Raw genomic sequence first — 18,035 nt, 5'->3', positions numbered from 1 at the left:
AAACGGCCGCAGTACTCATAACGATCAGGAATACTATCACCCGTGATTAATCTACCTGTCTGACGGACCCCTTGTGAAAACCAATAGAACAATACAGTAAGTTGCTCTTGCGAAGCAGCGGGACTTTGATACGGACCGATTCAGGCAGAAACCTACTTCTGGAAGTTGATCTCGACTTTCAGACTTGACGCCTCCTCTGGCATCCGTTCGAAGAGGTCCTGTATCTTCGTATAATCTTGCCCGGACCGTAGCGTTAGACTCACTTGCGTTCGTTCGACGTCAGCAGTCCCTTGAAGCGCACCGGGGATTCCTTCTCGGTCGGGGAGCATGAACGTGACGTCGCCGTATTCGACGGTACCGGTCTCGTGACTGTCGCGCCACTTACTGCGCATCGCGGCGACGTCGTCGCCGTTGTACTCGAAGCGCCATGTCGGCGTGTCGGCGTCGGCTTTTCGGAACGGGTATCCCGGGACCCAATCGGACGCCTTCTCTGAACCCGTCGTGTTGACGACGTACTCCGGTTCTTCGTCCTTCCCGATGTTCTCAAGAAGGAACGTCCGAACCATGAACTCGGTAACGGTGCTGTCGAAGCGGTCGGCGACCTTGTTGACGGAGAACTGGTCGCCGGCCTCCAACTCTTCGATGTACTCCAGGATCTGGTCGCCGATGCGATCCGATACCGTCGGGACGATCTTGACGGTCGTCGGCTGACGGTCGCCGAGCGAATCCAGGTACCGGCCGCCGGCTTCGAGGACGTAGTTCTCGATCAGGAATTCGTTGACCGCTTCCCGGGCGACGGCTTCCGTCTCGTCGGGCGGGAGGAACACGGACTCGTCCGCCCGGAGCTCGCCGATGATCGTGTCGAGGTTCGCGTATCCATCCTCGTCGATCGCGTCTTCGATACCCTCGGTCAGATACGACGCCCCGACGACCGTCGCTCCGCCCACATCGCGCAGCGTCGCGTCCGATTGCGGTTTGTCGAGAATCTCGTTCCCATGGACGATGACGTACTGGTCTTCCCGGGCAAGTCGACCGATAGCGCGCATCACCACGTCGCGCGTGTCGCCGTCGATCCAGACTTCGCCGTCCTCGACGAGTTCGAGCTCGAAATCTCCGATGTCGATGGCCGTCGTGCCGCTGCCGAAGCGTTGCCGTAGTTCCTGTTCGACATCGTCGACGCTCCAGACCTCGACGTCCGTTCGCCGAACGAGCACGGTGTCGAGCGAACTGCCGGAGAGGTCGTCTCGGAACCCCTTCGAGCCCCGGGCGAGAACCGGCTTGTCCTCAAGCGCCTCGACGGTCGCGTTCAGCACGTCGTTCGCACTTCCGGGGACAGGAAGCTCCGGGTCGCGCAGGAACTGTTCATAAATGTCCTCGACCGATATCTCACCGCGACGCTCCAGCAAGTCCTCGGCGATCGGCCATATCTGTGACTGGAGGTCGAACGGGTCAGCCGCCGCAGAGTCCGCGATGTTCGACGCATCCAGTTCGGCACCGTCCAGTACGTACACGTCGAGGTCCATCGGGGCGGCGTCGTCGAACTCGTTGAGTAGGTCGTCGCCGTCGAGGACCTCACCGTACAGGAGTTGGAGTTCCTCTTGGAGTTCGTGCTTCTCCTGATCTTTCATATCCTGAATAGCCGACCGGATCTCTTCGTCGAGAGATTCGTCGGCCAGGACCTGGCGCGCGCCCTCGATGTACCGTGCTTTGTCGATGTAGCGAGTCCCGGATTCGATTGCCTTCTCACCCGACGGTTGGACGAATACGAGTGTGTTGCGCCATTCGCGGCCGCGTCCGTCGTTCGTGATGACTTGCTCGACTTCGTCGGGCGTCCACTGGTCGTCTTTCACCACGACGGTGATTTCGCGGCTGTCGGGCACGTCCCGGATGTCGTTCGTCTTGAATCCCACCGGGTGTGCGTTCGAGCCGAAGATGTCGATAATGAAGTCCGCGACCTCGGCTTTGGCCGACGTCTCGGAGACGTCGACGGCGGCGTTTCGGATCAGCGCGTTCGGGTTCTGTCGGTCCCGGATCGCGTACTTGCCGTTGAGTTTGTGGAGGTGCCAGGCGACGCCGTGGAGCCGTTCGAGATTGAGAACCACGTCCGAGATCAAGTCTCCCGTCTGGTAGGCACCCATGACGATCTCCGAGACGTCGGCACCTTCACCTTCGCTCGGCTTCAGCGAGTAGAGTAAGATCGTGTTGAGGATCCGTCGCCCGTACGGGACCTCGTCGTTGTCGATACGATTCTTGATGTCGCCCGTTGCGGCGTTGAGTCGCTCGTAATTGATCTTCGCCAGTTCGTCCTCGAACTCGATGGCATCGATGTCTCCGTGAGTGATCAGGTCCGTCTGGTCGCGCATCTCCAGGAGGACCTTCGAGAAGAGATAGATCATCCCGCGCGTGTTCTGGTTGTCTTCGTCGGCGTAGTACCGCGTTTCCAGCGCGTCCAGTAATACGGGGTGGAACGGGTAGAGGTCGTGCATCTCCGACAGCAGATCGTCGGGGAGCGAAACGTGGTCGGATTGGTCGTACGCGTCGAAATACCCGTTGACGATTTCGCGCGCGGCGTTTTCTTCGACGGAATCGATCAGGCGGTGGCGGAGGACCTCCCGCTTGTCCACCTGGTTGTTCATGTTGACTTCGACTGCCTGCTCTCGATTCAGGATGTCGTGGACCTCTGAGTCCTCGCGGAGTACGGAGACGATGGTGTACAGTTCCAGATCAGAGAGCGCCGTCGATTCGAGCAACGACTGCAGGAAGGCCTTGTTAGCGCTTTTGCGGTCGCCCTGGAGCGTGTCGAACCAGTCTTCCAGTTCGTCAACGAAGAACGCGACCGTCTCGTCACCGACTGCCTCCTGGATGGTCTGCATGTCCGGGTAGCCACCCGACTCGAACGTTCCCGGGTCGTAGTCGAGCGCTTCGAAGAACGGCTCCCACAGATGCTCGTACTGCTCGTTATGCATAGCGACCGTGATCGGGATCGCCGACTCCGGAAGCGCGCTGTCAAACGCATCGATAGAATCGTCGGCCCACTCAGTCGCAGCGGCAGGATCGTCGAAACAGTGGTACAGCGCGACCATCTGGTGGGATTTCCCACTCCCGTATGGGCCATAGAGAATATGAGTCCCGCGGGGGTCGTCACCGGTCAGTGAGTCTCTGAGAATCGTGAGCGCTTCTCTGAGCCCCTGAGTCATCAGCGTCCGGTCGAAGAACAGCTCCGCGTCAGACTCGAATTCCCCGTCGTCGTCGACGTTGTAAAGCTTGACCTGCCCGTCGATCTGTCCCTCCTCGCGGAGCTCACGGCTCAGGGTAACCGTGTCTGCGAGAGTATGAGAGAGGCCCGTTGTTTCTGCCATCTTGATACTCGAACACACGTCAGTATGGCTCAATAAACACTATGATCCCAATAGTCTCGCGTGATAGCGACCGATATAATTAAATCGGATAGAGGAACGACGGCAACTTCGTTCTGTACAGAGCCTACCACGCCCCGATTATCCCGAAGTGAGGATACAGCGCATAACGTATTTCACGCTTACCTGACTTTGGGAGGGCATGGGAAGTTACGACCTCGTCGACGTTGAGGTCACACACGAGTCTGCGGACGACCTTTTCGACTCACTCTCTAAAGATAGCGATAGCGAGGAGCACGTCCAGAGCGTGCAGGCGGTTCGTCTGCAGGCTGGTCAACCGGATTCCGAACTTCGCTCTCTCAAGCAACTGGATGAGGACTCGGTCAAACTCCTCGAACACCAAGTCGACGCGGCGTATCGAGCGCTCTTCGAGATGGACGGAAAAGCGCTTCTCGCCGACGAGGTCGGGCTAGGAAAGACGATCGAAGTCGGGATGATTCTCAAGGAGATGCACTTCCGTGAGACGGATAACTCGGTTCTCATTCTCACACCTGCGCAGTTGGCCAAGCAGTGGCAAGAGGAACTACGTGAGAAGTTCGGGCTCGACTTCGTCTGTAACTACGACGACGAGTTCGAGGGTTTCGACAACCACGACTACATCATTGCGAGCATCGATACGGCCAAAAGCGAGCGTCACCGTTCGACCGTTCTCAAACGGAATTGGGACGTACTCGTCCTCGACGAGGCCCACTACGTCAAGAATGAAGAGACGGACCGATACGAATTGATAGACAATCTTACGTATAATTACGCGTTCTTCCTGACGGCGACGCCGATCCAGAACGAACTGACGGACCTCTATAACGTCGTGTCCCTCCTTCGGCCGGGATTGTTCGGAACGCGCGACGTGTTCCACCAGTACTTCGTGAACAGCAATCAGGAGACACTGGTCAACCGAAACGAGTTACAGGACCGACTCAACGAAGTGATGATTCGAAACCGGCGCGCAGACACGGATATCGATTTCACCGACCGCACTATCGACACGAGGACGTTTCACCCGTCTCCAGCGGAGCGAGAGCTCTACCAGGCTGTTTCGGACTACGTCAAGGGAGCCTACAGTCAGGATCAGGGCCAGAAGCTGGTGTTGATGCTACTGCAGAAAGAGGTCGTCAGCAGCCCCGCCGCACTAAAAGAGACTATCGAGAAGCGACTGTACGAGCAATCGGAGCTCACGCACGCTGAAGAACTGGAGACGATTCTGGATCGTGTCGAAGCTATCGACGCGGTCACGAAGCAGGAACGACTGCTCGACATCGTAGAAGAGGCCCGCGAGAACGTCGAGAAAGGGCGCGTCATCGTCTTCACGCAGTTCCGCGCCACGCAACGCCAAGTCCTCGACAGACTCGCCTCAGAGGGATATACGGTCCATTCGTTCCATGGCGGACACTCCAGTGAGGAGAAAGAGCAGATCGTCGAGGATTTCGAAGCGGACGGCGGTGTTCTTGTCTCAACAGACGCGATGAGCGAGGGGCGTAACCTCCAGTTCTGCAATATAATGGTGAACTACGACCTGCCGTGGAATCCGATGCGAGTCGAACAGCGAATCGGTCGCATCCATCGAATCGGGCAGAAACGTAGCGTATACATCTTCAACATGGCGCTGAAAGATACGATCGAGGAGTACGTACTAGACCGTCTCTACCACAAGATCGACCTGTTCCAACAGAGCGTCGGCGAACTAAGTTCGATCTTGAGCCGGCTTGAGGAGTCCGGGACTAGCTTCGAAGACGAGATCTTCGAGCGACTGGTCAACGCTGACTCCGAAGTCGACCTGGAGAACAATTTCGATGACATGGCGGTCGATCTCCAAGAGCAACGGGACCTCGCCGATAAATTAGAAGAATTCAACAGCGGTGTCTTCAACGGCTTCGACTTGGGGGCGAGCGATGACTGACGCAGCGATCCCCGTCACTCAGTCCGCTGTCGAACGGATAACAGAGCAATATCTCCAAACGCTCGGATGCACGATAAAAAAACAAGACAACCAGTGGGTGATCACGTCTCCTGATTCGGCACACAGCGAATTACTGACCGATGGGCTTACTCTGGTCTGCGGCGATGAAGACGACGTCGACGGGAGAGACAACGTCGAACCGCTGCATCCAGAGAGCGCTTTCTTTCAACGAATTCTCTCCCAAGCAAGTGAACGGTGTCCGACGGGCAAAATCGCTACCAATTCGGCTGGCAACGACATCCGGATCCCCGAGTGGCTTCGACAGAGCGACGTCGAAGTGAGTGATGCTGATTTTACACCGTATTATGACCGAACCGCTGTGGTCATTCTCTATCAAGTAACGATCGAGACAGTCAGCGAATACCAGTCTGAATTCCTGCGAGCGGTCGCACTGGATGTCCGATCGGAGGAGTTTCTTCCGCCTCTGGAGCAGACGTTCTTGGAACTCACATCACTGGATGGTGCGACTGTGACGAGCGACCAGATGGAGATCGATCCCACGGATGCTCGGGAACTTCTGGATACTGCGAACGAACGGCTTATCGAACGTATCGATGAGACGATCGATGATATCCACCACGAAGCGTCTCGTGCCGCCGATGCCGAGGTTGAAGAGTACCGACAGATGCAACAGCAACGCATTCAGGAACTCCAAGAGAAGCGTTCGAACCTCTCTTCGAAGGTCGACGAACTGAGCGGGCGTATTGACAGCAGTGAAGAGGCTGAACGCGTAGAAGCGCTCAAGAAGCGGAAAGAACTCAAATCCGATCTGCAGGATGTCGATGCTGAGCTCAAGGACGTTCGTCAGCGGCGGGATCAAGGCTTCCGAGAGCGGCAGTCAGAGATCCGTGAACGGCACGCACTGGATGTCCGGACAAAGCCGGTGACCCTGACTGAGGTTGAATACGAGCGGGGAGAAGTTGAGTTCGAGTTGATAATGGGGGAGCACAGACGAACTGTGACTGTCGGATACGGAAGCGGTGTCGGTGTCACAGAAGCGGTCGAATGCGTGTCCTGCAACGAGAAATTCAGCGATCATACCCATCTCGGCAGCATCACTCGGGGACTCAAATGTGAAGACTGCGTTTGCTCACAAGCAGGTGAATAAACGATCATTGACACTACATCAGACGAAATGTACCGATTGGATGGCATACGGTGAAGCTTCTGGACAGTCTCATAGTATAACCAGATCGCGGTCTGACGGCTTATTTGCAACTGATTGAGTTCCGAATAGCGACTAGCGAGGGCTTCTCCAGACAGCACATGCTGCCTTGTGAGGGGACGAAATACGGTTAAGTCGTCAGGACCAGTCAAGTGGAGCGGCTGTCTGTACAAATTTTCCTGGTTCTGTGCTTTTTGAACAATGATTTCATCTGTCGATAGAGCAGCATTGGCAAACGATTTCACACCCGGTGTGGTGTTTTGTGGGTATGGTCCGGTTGCTGGACGCCTTCGAGCGGGCACAACACGATCCTGAGAAAGAGGGTCACGTCGCTGTTCAACTCGATAGGTTGTTTGATTCAATCAAGGATTCGGGGGAGTTGAGTGATGACATCCAGCTCCATCTTGAAGAATTGGAGGGAGAATCGCTCCTTCCAGATATCGTCTCGAATGTGTGTGATTGGTATTCTGAGAATTCGTTTTCAGCAGCGCGTGAGGCTTTGAGTCAGTTAGAAACGGCAATCGCAGAGGCAGAAGAGGACGGATGGCTGAGTGTCGCTGCACAGTATCATTACTGGCGGATTGACCTGCGGGCTGGCCTTGACGGGCATAATGCCGCTGACGAAATTGAGGAGGCGCTTGTATTTCTTGAAGAGAACTATTCGATCATATCTAACACATTCATCACCCCAATCGTAGAGAGTGTCCTTGAGAACACGGATGATCTGTCGACGGCTGTCGTCGATCGCTGGATCACCTTCTTAGAGGATGCCGCAACCAGTCATCGATCAGCTAATCAGTTTAATCGGGAGCGCAAGGTTCTCCGGTTACTCCGTCAACTCAAACTGAACCGCGACCACAGTACAGACGACGTAGAACAGACACTGGTTGAGTCATATCGTGTGGAAGCAGATGTACTGGAAGAGGGAAGCAGCCTCCGGAAGGCGGATACGCTACAAAGTGGGGTCGTTGAATGTGGCGCTTACATGACCGATGAGAAGCAACGGAGTTGGAAGCAAGAGGCGCTTCAAGCGCGGCAGTCGGGGATAGATGACGAATTGGTAGAGATGTCGCTTGATGACCTTGACGGAGTAGATGAAGAGGATTTGACGCAGGCAATGCGAGATGAGGCAGATACTATTGTTGAGTGGTTCACCCAAGTGAAACAGGACTATTCCGGCGCATACGCAGTATACTGCTTGACGTTATCACGGAGTCTGATACCAGACGTGAATAAGATTCGTCTCTCCACAGAGGAATTCGTGGTCTCTCAACTATTTCAGCGCCAAATCTACTCGCCAGAAGCCTACTCAATATCTGTTGACCCATCCGATGTTGAGACAATCCCATCAGCGTACCGCCGCCAGGCAGGAAGTGTGATGACGTCACTCGGTAATGCAATGTATCGGTTAATCAGTGAAGGTCATCTCACGTTGACCGATATTTTCCAGGTGTTCTGGATTGGAGACTCCCTGTCTCCTGACACCGAGGCATTCCTCACCGATGCCTTGTTTGAACTCTCCGATGAGAATTACGTACCAGCACTGTTCTTGCTAATCCCGCATCTTGAAGCAAGTATCGTGGAGGCCTTCCGAGCGACCGGCCGCCCACCCTATACCATCAGCGAGCAGGGTACGCGGCAACAGACGCTTGGCGGCCTATTCATTGACAACGCTGATCGATTGGGACAGCATTATTCGGTGTATCTCCGGTCCCGGTACACTAGCCGGGAAGGCATGAACCTTAGAAACCGAGTTGCTCACGGTCAAGTTCGCTATCGGAATGCGACGTACTTAGACACTATACTCACACTCTTCGATATCCTCAAGTGCCTGATTACGATCAATATTTCTCCCTATCTTACCGTCTTCGGACCGCCACAGACGACGCTTTCCCCGTCCACGAATTACGGTAGAGACACTGATATTTCGCTATTCGCCGACGCTAACAAGCAGATCGTCGGATATGGCCGATCATCGGACGAGCATACAATCCTCGTGATACGAGAAGATCCACATGAGGAACGGACAGACCTGTTCGTAGACAGTGGTCGGATCAATCGTTATCGGATCGGCGAGACCGGGCTGACACGGGATAAAATAAAAGACGAACTTGACGCACTCCGTGATGACCATCCCGACATTCCCGAAGAAATAACCTACACGTGGCTGGACACGGGTGATCTTGTCTTCCACACAGTTGAGAACATCATCGACGGGGAACTCACAACTCCTGCAGACTCCGTTCCGAAAGACACGATACTGGCTCAAGGAACAACGCGTGGAATTAACGAAAGTGCTGGTCGCATAGTGTTGAAACGACTAGAAGAGCAAGACGAGATCACCACCGTTACGATCCAAGGCAGAGAGGAAATCCTGCGCAACGAGGAGAAAATCCAGGTATTCGAGAGCGCGCAACAAGCGGACCGCATCGGCGAGTACCGAGCGTGGAATATCGCAACCCACTTTGATTCTCATGATTCGTTTGTAGCGGCTGATAGTGACGCATTCCAAGCGGTGGAGGGAATTGGCCCGAAACTTGCTGAGCAAGTTAGCAATATCTAGCGGGCAGTAGTACTACCGGGTTAGATATTTAAATTGATTCGCCGTATGACGATCAAATGACGGTAACTGGCCGTCTCGGTGCTTTGGTTTCGGTCAGTGGAGTAGTCATTCTGTTCCTTGACAACCCATACTCAGTCCCCAATCTCTGGAATGGGACTGGAATGATTATTGTCGGAGCAGTACTTGTTACATATAGGGTATTAATTCCACCAGTTGATCAACGGCGGCAGTCAGCTCCCGGGACGGTTTCATCCTCGAAATCAGCCACTGGCAACGCAGTGTCGTCGATGGATTCAACCAGTTCGCAGCAGACGACGGAACCCACAGAGATCTCGAAGGAGCAGTCAGCCGCTGAAGATAACTCGGAAACACCGGAACCTGCGTCGTCATCGGATGTGCGTCAGGAACCATCTTCAACGCCGGTGGAACACCGGCAGAGCCTTGGGACCGCAGACTGGCTACCCCTACAAGCAACGACGCAGACCGAGGCAACTCACACGAGGTTCCACGCATTGAGTCAAAGTTCTTCGCACACAAGGACACCGGTAGGAGTGTCAACTCAGGGAAGCCGAGATGTCGCCGCTACGTCGTCACAGCGCGGATATCTCTCTTCTGGAGGTGGAAACAAGTATTTCAAGCCGATCGAGTCGAGCTACGAACACAATCTTTTTGATATCGATATGAGGGTGAGTTATGTTGATTTGGATGGGGGGTTAGCAGGCGTTGAACTTGATCTAGCCCCGGATTTAGTCGAGATCGATATTGGACCGAGTGCCATGAGCCAAGAATTAGTCCGCAGTCCAGTCCAACTCAAGATCTCTTCCTTTATCAAATCGCTCTTCGCACCTTCGCCTAGATATACTGATACCGGTTCCCATCAAGAGGCGACAGGATTCGAAACCGCAGTGGAAAGCTATTCGCGTTCTCGAACGGACAAGGGGAATCCAGAACAGAGACAGACGATACGTGAAGCGCAGTCCACGTCGTCACAAGAGCAACACCGAGCTGGAGAGCACGTCAACGAACCAGTGGAGTTCATAGAAGGAAACGAGCGACCAGTAGATCCCCGACCACAATTACCGAGTCAACGGTTCGAGGAAAGTTGTCATCCTTCCGCCGACATGGCTGGCTATGTCAATGGCGAGGAGACGGTAGGATCCGGACAGAGCCAGGACAGCTTCCTTCCCGGTCAGGAATCGCTAAGGGTAGATGACTTGGATAATACAGGAGACAGCCCGAGATTGGATGATTTGGTCTCTAAGCCAGCTATTGATGAGTCGCAGGAAACTTGGTCCGAACCTTGCCAAGTGCCGTCGGATTCACTCTCGCAATTGGACCCGCCGCGACTGGATCCTAATGCCGTCGGACAAGTCGATCTTGACTGTGGATTTGATGATCTCGGAGAGCCAGCGGTGGATGCTGTCGAACCGTTCCCTATGGTGTCTCAGGAGGAATCCGCGTCCGGTTTCAACCAATGCAGTTGGGAACCCTACAGGTCGATCGATGAGCCAAGCGTGGATTCAAGGGCAGTAGAAGATGTGTTTGAGACGGGCGGGTTTTTCGAGGAACCGGAGGACTCGATCGAGGCACCTGACCCCATTGCCAGAAACCGCTCGGAACAGTTACTTCCTGACGCAGAACCGTTCGCCGCGGACGAAGATCTCTCTGAGGACTGGCCGTCATCTTAGGGGTTATGAAGCGCTTGCGGCGTATGAGATGCCGCGTAGCAATGAAACTGAGGAAACCGGGGGAATAGTCTCTACGCTTCAAGACTAACCGCGAAATAGCTCATTTGAGTGGTTGTCTCTCCGTAGAAATTCGTTCTCGGGTAGTCCCCACTCATTGATGAAGAGCTCAGGAGTGGTTGAGTTCGCTGTATTGCATACCGAGTTGAAATGCGACGACTGCGATTGCGATGATCAGGACGCTCCCAAAGAGGCTCGTCGATTCGATGGTGTCTGTGAGATGGAGCGCTGCGATGACGACGAGAGTGAATATCAGCAGGAAGCGTACTATTTCGTGGACGCCGGCCACAGACATACGTTAGTGTAAGACGCACAGGGGGTTAATTGCCCCGTTTTTCTGATTTTGTGATATTCGTGTGGGTATCCGCCACGGTTCTCGTAGTCCATCTTGCTGAGGGAACTCAGTCTCGCTGTACGACGAGGGTTTTTCCGTGGACCCTTCATTTCAATAGGTAAGCGACGCCCGACAAGACTTCCGCATCTGTGCCCTGACGATGCAAAGACACCTCTGGCATAACAACCCGATACCCAAACCCTTGGTATCATAGAACTGCTGACGCGAGGCCAGCGCGTCATCGGACGTCGCGTACCAGCGGTACGAATAGCGGATAGCTTACGATATCAATGACACGAAACCTGCCGCCACAAGACGACGATAGTACAGTTCGCCATTACCGCGCTGACGGAATGCTCACCGTAACGCGTGACGAGGAGACGAACGAGCACGTTATCGAATCCCGTGGCCAAGACCAGGACGACAAGTGGACGCGACGCGTCCCGGCAACGCGGACCACAGTTGAGCCCGGTGAGCACCTCTGGAGCATCCCGGACAACTGGACGAAGATGTATCGTCTTCGGGTCGGTGACGGACGGAAAAAGGAGATCTACCGCATCCCCGAGTCCGAAGATGCCGTTCTTCTCTCACTCGCCCACAATAGCACCATTGGCGACGCGTTCCACATCGTCGAGAAAGTCGGGACTATCACTTGGACGGGTCACGTGGAGGTGGATCTAGACGCGCTTGATGCTGCTCTCAACGGCTCTGGTGAATCGCTGTACGGCGTTGGCTTCGACCGTCAGAACGAGGAAAGTGAAGCGGGAAATCGCCGATGCCTATGTCGAAGATCTCCCGCTTCACGAACAAAGCGGTTCAGTTAGCTAAAAACGCTGTTGGTGGGCGAGGCGAAGTCGCCGCCCCCGAAGGGGGTGGCGGCTTCGCCGAGTACGCGGTGCTGTCGCTGCACTGTCTGCGGGTTTACCTAGAGAAGTCGTACCGGGAAACACTCGATCTGCTGAGCGAAATGCCACAAATACTCGGAGAGATCGGCCTCGACGCGACCGATCTCCCCGATCACTCGACGCTGGTCAAGTGGTTTGATAGGATCAAGACAGCACTCTGGCGAGTGCTGCTGCGCCTCTCGGCGCAGCTGCACGACCCGAGCGGTCACGCCGCGATCGACGCGACGTTCTTCGACCGCGAAACCGCCAGCAAACACTACTGCCGCCGGACGAATTACCGCGTCCAGACGCTCAAAACCACTGCGCTCGTCGACACAGAAAGCCACGCGATTCTGGACGTTCACTGTACGACCGAGAAACGCCACGACACACAGCTCGGCTGGCAGGTCGCCCGCCGCAACGCGGGCGACTTGGCCAGCCTCGCTGCAGACAAAGGCTACGACTGGATGGAATTACGCGAGAAACTCCGAGAGGAGGGCGTGAGACCACTGATCAAACACCGCGAGTTTCGGCCCATCGATCACGCGCACAACGCGCGGATCGATGGGCCTCGCTACCGCCAACGATCGACGTGTGAAACCGTCTTCTCGACGATCAAGCGCACGCTCGGCGACGCCGTGCGTGCGCGAGCGTGGTTTCGGGAGTTCCGCGAAATCGTCCTGAAATGTGTCGTTCACAACATCAAGCGAGCCGTGACACCGTGAAATCAAGCTACGTCTGGCGATTCACCACGGCCAAACTGACCGAAGTCGAGTCCACGAATCAGTACGAGAGGAAGATCGGCTACATCCAGACGTACCTTCAGGAGCAGATTGGTGCAGAAACAACGGACGATCTCGCTAGTGAGGATATAGAACGATACAAAAACTGGCGGAAGTATGAGTCGTTGCCCCGCGAGGAACCGTTATCGGACAACACCCTCAGGGACGATATGTACCTGTTCCGTGAGTTCGTTCAGCACATGATCGAACACCGAATGGTCCCGGTTCGATTCGAGAAGGCTATCGAGATCCCCGACGTAGATTATGAGGATGGAGAGGGCGTGGATGAGAAGAAACTCGACCCTGAAATCGCCAACGCAGCATTAGATTTCCTCGATAAATACGAACACGCCGGGGTAGAGCACGTTGCGATGGAGTTGATGTGTCAATCTGGTCCCCGGAAAAGTGGGTTACGAGGCTGCGATGTCGATGACTTCGAGTACGAGGAGAGGGTTCTCAACTACGAACATCAAGATGAGACTCAGTTAAAGAACAACGAGAAGAGCGAGCGAGAAATCACGCTGTACGGCGACATTGCCGACATCATCAAAGACTATCTCAAGTATCAGCGCCCTTCGGTGACTGATTCAGAGGGGCGAAAGCCGTTGCTTACCAAAGGTGATGGTAGAATCGCGCTGTCTACCCTGCAGAAGATTGCGTACAAGTGGACTCGACCGTGCGAGGTCGGGCTTGAGTGTCCGCATGACCGTGACCCCGAAGACTGTGAGGCGGCTCAACGGAATAACTCTGCGTTCAAGTGTCCGAGCAGCCGAGCGCCTCACCATATTCGGACTGGCTATATTACTGACCAGAAGAACAGGGGCGTTTCATCGGATGCCATCAACCAGCGCTGCGATGTAAGTCCGCGCGTCCAAGACCAGCACTATGACCTCCCCGACTCTTCCGAAGAGCGCGAGCGCTTCGAAGACGAGTTCAGAGATGCCGACGATGACCCTGACTCCGGGTTCGGCCACTGACGAGACGAGACTGAAATCAGATAAACTCCATTATTATATTGAAAATGAAGAGGTTCAGCCTCTTTATTCAGCAACCACTCGAAGAGTCTGGCAGGGGAACTTCGTTGTGCTCATGCTCTCGCCGCTTTCGCTTCAACCGCTCCACCTCATCTAGGCAGTCGTTGAGGATATTTTCCTGCTCGTCGAAGTAGTCCACAAGTCGCTGAGCTGTTTTCTCGTCCAAGATTGCGTTACGGACATAGTTCGGAGAGTCTACGATTCCGACCAGGTCTATACTGTTCTCGAAACTAACTAGCGTGGTATCACCCTGTATAGCTACCCGGTCACCCATGTCAAGCATACGCTTTTTGTCTATATATCCGATAATCCGGCGCTCACCAGATTCGTATAGAGTCTCATTTTGGCACCGTGTGAAGAGGAATAAGTATCTTCGAGAGTCGCTTTCTGCGAACGTTTTAATCGAATTCTGATAGCATTCGCTACAGAAATTTTCAGCCTCCTTCTCGATATACGGTTCAGTTTTCCCCCTATTCACGATATCTCGGACAGGATACTCCGAGTGTGGTGAATGGAAAAACCACTGTAACTGCCCTTTTCCTTCAAGTTCGGCACGGTCAAACTCGGTTTCAGATTCGACGTCTGCCTCAGCTATCCGCTCATCGTGGTAGTCCTGTTGAGCCCGCAAGAGCGCCCTTGTTCCCTCCGTATCGAACTTCAGAGGTCGCCGATACCAAGGGCCATTCCCGGAGTCTTCCGAATGTTCTGTAACGAATTGGTTTGCTTCAGTCCCGGAGTCAGCGCTCAATGGAATCGGGGTTTTGTATAACCGTGAGCCGTCCGGGTTCCCTAAAACAAGGGATTCAGCATCGAACACCTCTCGCCGAACATGAGCGTTCGTGGAGAATTTTTTCTTAATTTCTTCCGGTAGGGAGTGGTAATCGTCCTCTGAGAGGGGGTCGTATTCTAGCGTGAAGTGCCCAATAACGTATGCACCCCAATCTTCGTTTATCCAGTCATGCTCTGGACTGTCTTCTCCGACATAGTCTAACGTCGCGTAGAAGAACAGAATATCTCCTTCTTCAAGCTCCGATAGTCGGTCTGTCTTTGGTGAATGCCGGTCTCCGTAGGTGTAGCGTTCGCCGAATCCAACTTCGGGAAACTCCGGGTCGAAATGGACTACTGTATTCTCTGCACTTTTCGGTCGTATGGACCCAAGTTCAAGGTCACGATACGTTGGTTCCATGACCGTCTCGTTATCCTCTGGAATAGGGACGTACCGGAAGGTCCCGTCTTCGTAAATCGGTCCCCGTCCGCCGGTATGACCACTATTCGCGCCGATATTGATAGCGACAGACTTCACGCCACTGGTTTCAGAGACTACAAGTATAAATGATGGGGGTAAATTGTTTTGTTGTCGCCGAAACACATCGAGTGATACATGCCGTCGAAACAGCCTAGAACACCGGAAGTCGAGGTATCTGAGGACCCCGTGTCTGGATTCATTGCCAATATCTACGACGGCGAGTACTTAATTCAGATTCAACCGCATGAGGACGGGTATCAGTTGAGTCTGGCCTCGAAGACAGGCTTGGGTGATGGCGCATACCTGCGGACGTACAGCCGCGAAGAACGGTTTCGAAGGGGTCTCGATACTCAATACGATGCTATTGATGCGGAGGCAGTCTTTGAGGTTCTGGAAGAGCACTTTGGCGATGAAGAATACCGGATCGTGAATCTCAAGGGGAGTGTGAAGACATATCATGGGCGTGGCGCTGATCTCTTTGTAGAGACGGGAGAGACGATTCCGGCATTGACTGATGATCGAGACTATCGGGACGACCAGTGGTCGAAAGACAAGACCTATCGACTCAGGATATGGCCAGCGGACAATCTGTGGATCGAGGTGAACGATACCGACAGTGGCGAGCGGATCGCAGAATATTGGCCGGATAGCTATCTGGAGGATATTCGAAACGAACAGAAGGATGACCACGACCGCGAACGTGGGCCAACATCCGTACCGGGTGTTCACGCGCCTGTCGAGTCCGGATCATTAGCTGATGCACCAGTCGTCCATACGCACGTTGATTGCCCTCACTTAGAACAGTTGCAGGATACACGATTCAATTCTGGCGATGAACGACCACCAGTAGTGCCGGCTGAAGGGTTTGGTGCCCTACCGCTTCGATGGTGTCTGATGTGTTCTCGTAGAGAACCGACCCCGGACAAGATCCGGCAGCAATACGCGCCCTGAATTGGTTGTGAGCCTAATGTGTTCTACGGTTCGTCCTGCAACTATCGATGGGGTGGGAAGTCCTAACGCGAGGCCTACGAGCGTGTTGTCTCAAATCGCGCAAGATATTTATAAATGTCTTGCGTATTCTGAGATAGATTGCTCTCAGAATCAGATCTCACCGTGCTCTCATATCTGAGCATGTACGCAGGCAAGGACTTGATACAGCGAGAGTTAGCTGATGAGCTCGATTGGGATCAAGGGCATACCTCTCGTGTTGTCTCGAAGCTCGCGGACAGCGAACTAGTGGTCAGAAACCAGCAAAACGGTCGGTACCAGGTCTCACTGTCGAACGCTGAGCCGGCCGAGCGGTTTGCCGATCTCACGCGCGAATTTTCACACGTTGATTTTCCCGATATTCTGTCTGGGCTGACAATCCAGTTGCTGTATTATTTGGACGCTGAACGAACTGCAGCGGAACTTACGGACTGGACCGATGCAAGTCGAGCAACCGTATACCGCCGGCTCAAACAACTACAGAACGTTGGTATCGTCACCAAACGGGACACCCAATTCGCGCTGACGAATCAGTTTGAAGAGCTGGCTGCGTTTTCGCGGTCGCTGGTACGCCATCTACATCGACAGGAGGCAAATGACCACGCTGCTGGCGTCCGACTTATCTGGAGTGATGTCGACGAGTATCTATTCAGCTGCCGGACAGAGGTGACAGCACCGCTGTTCCACCAGACTGGTCCAGAGGCGCTTGAGGAATACGGAATCCCGCTGTTAACGCGTGAAGAGCAGTACTATTTCCGCTCCGGGGGACGAAACGGACTCGCTCCTGAAGATCTCCTGTGTCATCTGCTGCTCATCAACGACGGCGCTCGGTACCGGTCATACTGCCTGTTACTGATTGCTAACTGCGACCTCAACGCAGACAAGCTCACACGGACAGCCGAACGATACGATCGAGAAGCCGATATCGACCTCACTGGCATTGTCCAGGACCTCTGTTCGTACCTCGAATCCAAGGGCGCAGTGTCCAGGGAGATGCTCCCGGAATGGGACACGTTCAAATCGACGGCCGCTGATTACGACATATCCGTATGACGCCCCGACCACAGTTCGACGCGACGTATATCGAGGCCGAACTGCAGGAACTCGGAGCCGTGCTCAACTCCGACGTGACGGCCTTCCTCATCGGTGGCGGGGCGATGTCGTTTCGAGGACTGAAAGACACGACCAAAGACATCGATCTAGTGGTTACGACCGAGGCCGAATTCGATCGATTGCTCGCTGCGCTGGATGAACGAGGTTACGAAAAGGTGTCTGAACTCGGCGAGACGTATCAACAGTTAGGAGCCAGGCTATGCGTCGAAAACACCGATGGATGTCGAATAGACGTCTTCAACCGACAGGTCGCTAACAAGCTTATCTTCAGCGACGGGATGCAACAGCGAAGCGAGGAATATCTTGAATCAAGCGAGCTCACTGTTGAACTAACCGCGTTGGAGGACATCTTCCTGTTCAAAACAGTTGCCAAGCGTCCTGACGACATCGATGACATGAATACGCTGGTACAGACGAACCTGGACTTCGACGCGGTCAGGAGCGAAGTCGCAGAGCAGATCGAGTTGCTAAGTGGGAAACGGTTCACGACGCATATCCGTGAGTCGCTTGATGAGCTGTACGAGCAATACGAGATACAAACGCCGTTCGAAGACGTGATCGATGAGTATTACGCGCAGTATATGGACGAGCTGGAAGTCAGACTCGTATTGAGTGAGGAGGAACCGATGTCGGTCGAAGCAATTGCCGAAGAGCGCGGTCTCGAACAGAGTCATGTCGTAGAGCAGTTAGAACAACTCGAAGCGTATGGCTACGTTGAACAGACAGATTCAGGATTTGTTGATACAGGCAAGCTCGATGCGTTCAAAGAATGAAGAAAACGATTTCTTCAGACAGTTCGATGATTGCTC

Annotated in this window: 13 protein-coding genes; 10 read left to right on the top strand and 3 right to left on the bottom strand. The window is 54.2% G+C overall.

Annotated elements, in window-relative coordinates:
- Positions 1 to 152 precede the first annotated feature (152 nt).
- Positions 153 to 3,359, bottom strand: coding sequence for a DUF499 domain-containing protein (locus tag HZS54_RS15820; protein WP_179918061.1), 3,207 nt, complete (start codon positions 3,357 to 3,359; stop codon positions 153 to 155).
- A 199-nt stretch (positions 3,360 to 3,558) separates the two neighbouring features.
- On the opposite strand from HZS54_RS15820, the gene HZS54_RS15815 reads away from it, so the two are divergent.
- From HZS54_RS15815 to HZS54_RS15800, 4 genes are all read left to right on the top strand, one after another.
- Positions 3,559 to 5,313, top strand: coding sequence for a DEAD/DEAH box helicase (locus HZS54_RS15815; RefSeq protein WP_179918060.1), 1,755 nt, complete (start codon positions 3,559 to 3,561; stop codon positions 5,311 to 5,313).
- The gene (locus HZS54_RS15810) at positions 5,306 to 6,481 is read left to right on the top strand and encodes a hypothetical protein (RefSeq protein ID WP_179918059.1); all 1,176 of its coding nucleotides are present in this window, start codon (positions 5,306 to 5,308) and stop codon (positions 6,479 to 6,481) included. The genes HZS54_RS15815 and HZS54_RS15810 overlap by 8 nt, the downstream gene beginning before the upstream one ends.
- A gap of 325 nt (positions 6,482 to 6,806) precedes the next feature.
- Positions 6,807 to 9,101, top strand: a complete 2,295-nt coding sequence (locus HZS54_RS15805) for a DUF4209 domain-containing protein (protein WP_179918058.1) — start codon at positions 6,807 to 6,809, stop codon at positions 9,099 to 9,101.
- A gap of 56 nt (positions 9,102 to 9,157) precedes the next feature.
- A complete protein-coding gene (locus HZS54_RS15800) occupies positions 9,158 to 10,789 on the top strand; it encodes a hypothetical protein (RefSeq protein ID WP_179918057.1) in 1,632 nt (543 codons plus the stop codon).
- A 166-nt stretch (positions 10,790 to 10,955) separates the two neighbouring features.
- Here HZS54_RS15800 and HZS54_RS15795 read toward each other — a convergent pair whose 3' ends face one another.
- Positions 10,956 to 11,141: a hypothetical protein gene (locus tag HZS54_RS15795; RefSeq protein ID WP_179918056.1), complete on the bottom strand. Its 186-nt coding sequence runs from the start codon at positions 11,139 to 11,141 to the stop codon at positions 10,956 to 10,958.
- A 392-nt stretch (positions 11,142 to 11,533) separates the two neighbouring features.
- Between HZS54_RS15795 and HZS54_RS15790 the strand changes: the two genes are divergently transcribed.
- From HZS54_RS15790 to HZS54_RS15780, 3 genes are read left to right on the top strand one after another with little or no spacing between them, the layout of a single operon-like run.
- Positions 11,534 to 12,004, top strand: coding sequence for a hypothetical protein (locus HZS54_RS15790; protein WP_246391667.1), 471 nt, complete (start codon positions 11,534 to 11,536; stop codon positions 12,002 to 12,004).
- Positions 11,962 to 12,789, top strand: a complete 828-nt coding sequence (locus HZS54_RS15785; protein ID WP_179918055.1) for an IS5 family transposase — start codon at positions 11,962 to 11,964, stop codon at positions 12,787 to 12,789. The genes HZS54_RS15790 and HZS54_RS15785 overlap by 43 nt, the downstream gene beginning before the upstream one ends.
- Entirely contained in the window at positions 12,786 to 13,823 is a 1,038-nt protein-coding gene (locus HZS54_RS15780) for a site-specific integrase (protein ID WP_179918054.1), read from the top strand. Before HZS54_RS15785 ends, HZS54_RS15780 begins: the two co-directional genes overlap by 4 nt.
- 67 nt (positions 13,824 to 13,890) lie before the next feature.
- On the opposite strand, the gene HZS54_RS26590 is transcribed toward HZS54_RS15780, so the two are convergent.
- Entirely contained in the window at positions 13,891 to 15,183 is a 1,293-nt protein-coding gene (locus HZS54_RS26590) for an Nmad3 family putative nucleotide modification protein (protein WP_179918053.1), read from the bottom strand.
- 129 nt (positions 15,184 to 15,312) lie between these two features.
- Between HZS54_RS26590 and HZS54_RS15770 the strand changes: the two genes are divergently transcribed.
- From HZS54_RS15770 to HZS54_RS15760, 3 genes are all read left to right on the top strand, one after another.
- The gene (locus HZS54_RS15770; protein ID WP_179918052.1) at positions 15,313 to 16,077 is read left to right on the top strand and encodes a Rossmann-fold NAD(P)-binding domain-containing protein; all 765 of its coding nucleotides are present in this window, start codon (positions 15,313 to 15,315) and stop codon (positions 16,075 to 16,077) included.
- Between the two features lie 180 nt (positions 16,078 to 16,257).
- Positions 16,258 to 17,166, top strand: coding sequence for a helix-turn-helix domain-containing protein (locus HZS54_RS15765; RefSeq protein WP_179918051.1), 909 nt, complete (start codon positions 16,258 to 16,260; stop codon positions 17,164 to 17,166).
- Entirely contained in the window at positions 17,163 to 17,999 is an 837-nt protein-coding gene (locus HZS54_RS15760) for a helix-turn-helix transcriptional regulator (protein WP_179918050.1), read from the top strand. The genes HZS54_RS15765 and HZS54_RS15760 overlap by 4 nt, the downstream gene beginning before the upstream one ends.
- Positions 18,000 to 18,035: the final 36 nt, after the last annotated feature.

The organism is Halosimplex pelagicum, from assembly GCF_013415905.1.
GTDB lineage: Archaea > Halobacteriota > Halobacteria > Halobacteriales > Haloarculaceae > Halosimplex > Halosimplex pelagicum.
The sequence above is the reverse complement of the archived record's forward strand: the minus strand, read 5'-3'. Positions and strand labels throughout refer to the sequence as shown.

Bases quoted from the DNA above. Each gene is read 5' to 3' on its own strand.
- HZS54_RS15795 (WP_179918056.1), bottom strand. From the start codon at position 11,141: ATGTCTGTGGCCGGCGTCCACGAAATAGTACGCTTCCTGCTGATATTC.
- HZS54_RS15790 (WP_246391667.1), top strand. From the start codon at position 11,534: ATGCTCACCGTAACGCGTGACGAGGAGACGAACGAGCACGTTATCGAA.
- HZS54_RS15820 (WP_179918061.1), bottom strand. From the start codon at position 3,359: ATGGCAGAAACAACGGGCCTCTCTCATACTCTCGCAGACACGGTTACC.
- HZS54_RS15800 (WP_179918057.1), top strand. From the start codon at position 9,158: ATGACGGTAACTGGCCGTCTCGGTGCTTTGGTTTCGGTCAGTGGAGTA.
- HZS54_RS15815 (WP_179918060.1), top strand. From the start codon at position 3,559: ATGGGAAGTTACGACCTCGTCGACGTTGAGGTCACACACGAGTCTGCG.
- HZS54_RS15810 (WP_179918059.1), top strand. From the start codon at position 5,306: ATGACTGACGCAGCGATCCCCGTCACTCAGTCCGCTGTCGAACGGATA.
- HZS54_RS15760 (WP_179918050.1), top strand. From the start codon at position 17,163: ATGACGCCCCGACCACAGTTCGACGCGACGTATATCGAGGCCGAACTG.
- HZS54_RS15785 (WP_179918055.1), top strand. From the start codon at position 11,962: ATGTCGAAGATCTCCCGCTTCACGAACAAAGCGGTTCAGTTAGCTAAA.
- HZS54_RS15805 (WP_179918058.1), top strand. From the start codon at position 6,807: ATGGTCCGGTTGCTGGACGCCTTCGAGCGGGCACAACACGATCCTGAG.
- HZS54_RS15765 (WP_179918051.1), top strand. From the start codon at position 16,258: ATGTACGCAGGCAAGGACTTGATACAGCGAGAGTTAGCTGATGAGCTC.